The sequence below is a fragment of the Pyramidobacter piscolens W5455 genome (assembly GCF_000177335.1).
Lineage (GTDB): Bacteria > Synergistota > Synergistia > Synergistales > Dethiosulfovibrionaceae > Pyramidobacter > Pyramidobacter piscolens.
Window position 1 is genome coordinate 1 of sequence record NZ_ADFP01000033.1, and the last position, 3026, is coordinate 3026.

Here is a 3026-nt window from a genome sequence, read left to right on the forward strand (position 1 = left end):
CGCCGCCGTCCGCGCCGGCAAAAGTCAGCTCGTCCCCGACGTGCGCGCGTTCCCCGGGCACATCGCCTGCGACGACGCCTCCCGCTCCGAGCTGGTAGTCCCGCTGACCGTCGGCGGCCGGACGTGGGGCGTGCTCGACCTCGACAGCCCCGAACCGGCCCGCTTCGACGAGACGGACCGCGCCGCGCTGGAAAAGATCGCCGCCCAGATCGAGGCGCAGGCCGCGCGCCTGTAAGCCCCAAACGAAAAAGCCGTTCCCGCTCGTGCCGCAGGGCAGAGACGGGAACGGTTTTTATTATTTTGCCGGGGGAAATTGCAAACTGGAAAAGTGGCATACAAGACCGTTCGGCTCTCTGCAATGGCTTACAGAAAATGTTCCACGTAGAATCGCGAAAAAAACGGAAAACGCCGTGCCTCGCGGCGCAAACCCAAGCATCGCACGTCTTCCGTAGTTCCCGAAGGCTCTCGCCGGCGTCGCGGACCTTGCCCGCCTGAACCTGCGCTTCGGCCGCCGACAGCTTCTCGTAAACGTCGAGCAGACGCATTTTCCTTTCGTAAAGCTCCATGCTCATGATCACCATGTCGCCGTATCCGTTTTTCGTGACGAAAATCGGTTCCCGAGATTCCCGGCACATCGGCGGCTCCGGCGGGCGGCAATGGAATATCGGCGGCCACGCAGACGGCTCCCCGCAGCGGCGGAGGGCCGTTTGCGTTTTCTCGGCGCGGACGGCAGGCGCCGCCCTCCCCACGGGAGCGAAGTCCTTTCACGGCAATGGCGCCGTCGGCGGTTTTCCTGCCGTGCTCCGGCGCCGTCGGCGAAGTTTTTAACAAACAATACTTGATTATCCAAAAAAGGCCGACGCATAAAAACCGGGATTTTATTTTTGAATGATAACTAAAAGAACATATCTGGGGGGGGGTATGACTTCATGATGTCTTGAAAAAACAGTAAAAATCGGTTTTAATTTTATACATGAAAGGTTGTTTTATCTTTATTGCACTTTTTCCGTTTCGTCAGAGGCTGCCGTTTTCGCTTTCAAAAGCCGCGGCGGCACAATTTATCCCATTCAAGGAGGTTCACATGATACGAAATCGGAAACAGGAAATCGCGCGCTGTCGCCGCGGGCTGGGCGCCAAGGCGCTGGCCGCGTCGCTGCTGCTGGCCGCCTCGTCGCTGCCGGCGCTGGGGACGCAGACCGTCGACGATCTGAACCCGCTCGACAGGACGAAGGACATTACGATCGCCGGACAACAGTCCGGTACGGCCGTCGTGCCGGATACCGCTCTGGATATCGTGAAAAAGCTCTATCCGCTCATGGGCGGCGGCGCCGTATCTTTCGCTCCCTTCGCGCTCAACCCCGTGAACGGGGCTGTCACGATCACGGATAACCTTGCCTCGGGTTCCATCGCCCTGAGCGATGTGTTCGGTATCCTTGGCTTCACTCCGCCGGCGTGGCTTACCCTTGACGGCGACGTCAGCGCCGGACTGGGCGGCGGGCTGGCGTCGATCTTAGGCATCAATCTCGCGGCGGACAAGGACATCGTCATGAGCGGCAACCGCGCCGTGGCCGCGGAGTCAGGCCCGGTGACGGCCGAGGTGGATCTTGACGGAGCCAGCGGCGGAACGGTCACGGGGACTCTCAAGGTGGAGTCCTCGGTCTCGCTGGCCGGCGGCGGCGCGGCGGCGGCCATTGATGGACCCGTGACAATCGTCAGCGCCAACGGCGCCGTGAATCTCTCCGGCAACTCGGCTTCGGCGTCGGGCGGTATCGCCGCGGCGTTGGGCGGCGGGACTCTCAGCGTGACGGGCGACGTTTCCGTCAAAGGGGACAAAGACGTCAGCGTCACGGGCAACTCCGCTTCGGCGCAGGCCGCCTCTCCGCTCAAGGCGTCTATCGAAAAACTCGAAGTAACGGGCGTCGCCACGGTTGAAAACGTCGCGCTCGAAGGCTCGCTGGCCGTGTCCGGCGGCGGCGCGGCGGCGGCCATTGATGGACCCGTGACAATCGTCAGCGCCAACGGCGCCGCGGAGCTCTCGAATAACTCGGCGGCGGCGTCGGGCGGCATCGCCGCGGCGTTGGGCGGCGGGACCCTCAGCGTGACGGGGAACGTCGATCTCTACGGCAATAAGGGCGTCACTCTCGCGGGCAACTCGGCCTCGGCCCAAGTAAGCAGCCCGCTGAGTCTGAAGGTCGGGGCCGCGGAACTACTGCCGGGGCCGAAAAAGATCCTCGACGGCGTTTCCCTCGAAGGTTCTCTTGCGCTTGCCGGCGGCGGCGCGGCTTTCTCCGGCAGCTGGACTGTCGTAGACGGCAACGACGGCGCTGTTCTGCTGTCGGGCAACTCCGCCGCAGCGTCGGGCGCGCTCAGCCTGGCGGCCGGCGGCGGCCTGGCCGCGGCCGGCGAAATCGAGATCACCGGTAAATCCGCGGCGCTGAAGGGCAATTCGGCGTCGGCGGCGTCAAACGGGAACGTGGCGCTGACCGTCGAAGGGCTGGATCTTGACGACGTGTTGCCTCCGTTCCCCGAACTGAAACTGCAAAAAGGCGCGCTGCGCCTGCCTCTGGCCGCGGCGGTCGGCGGCGCGGGCGCGTCCGTCAGCTATATCGGCGTCACGGCCGACGAGACAATCGAACTGTCGGGCAACTCGGCTTCGGCATCGGGCGGCGTCGCCGGGGCGCTGGGCGGCGGTTTGGTCGGCTTCGGCGGCGTGTATCTGACCGGGCCGAAGGGCATCTCCGTCACCGGCAACGCCGCGCAGGCAACCGCGCATAACTTCGAGCTGCTGGGACTGGAAGGCATCTCCGTCGTTTACGATGACGACGCCGATCCGGCGACGCCAAACTACAAGCAGTCGCTCGATTCCCTGTCGCTGCGGGGCTCCCTCGCCGCGGCGCTGGGCGGCGGCGTGCTTGGTGGCGGTACGGAACTTGACGCCGTGAACGAAAAACTCGTCCTCTCGGGCAACGCGGCGGCGGCTTCCGGCGGCCTCGCCGCAGCGGCCGGCGGCGGCTTCGCCGACTTCG

The 3026-nt window shown here is 64.5% G+C and carries 2 protein-coding genes; both read left to right on the forward strand.

Features of this window, described 5'->3' with window-relative positions:
• Positions 1-235: GAF domain-containing protein (locus HMPREF7215_RS02435; protein WP_009164024.1), on the forward strand; the 235-nt coding region annotated here is incomplete at its 5' end.
• A gap of 846 nt (positions 236-1081) precedes the next feature.
• A partial coding sequence (locus HMPREF7215_RS02440) for an autotransporter outer membrane beta-barrel domain-containing protein (protein WP_009164026.1) occupies positions 1082-3026 on the forward strand: 1945 nt, incomplete at its 3' end.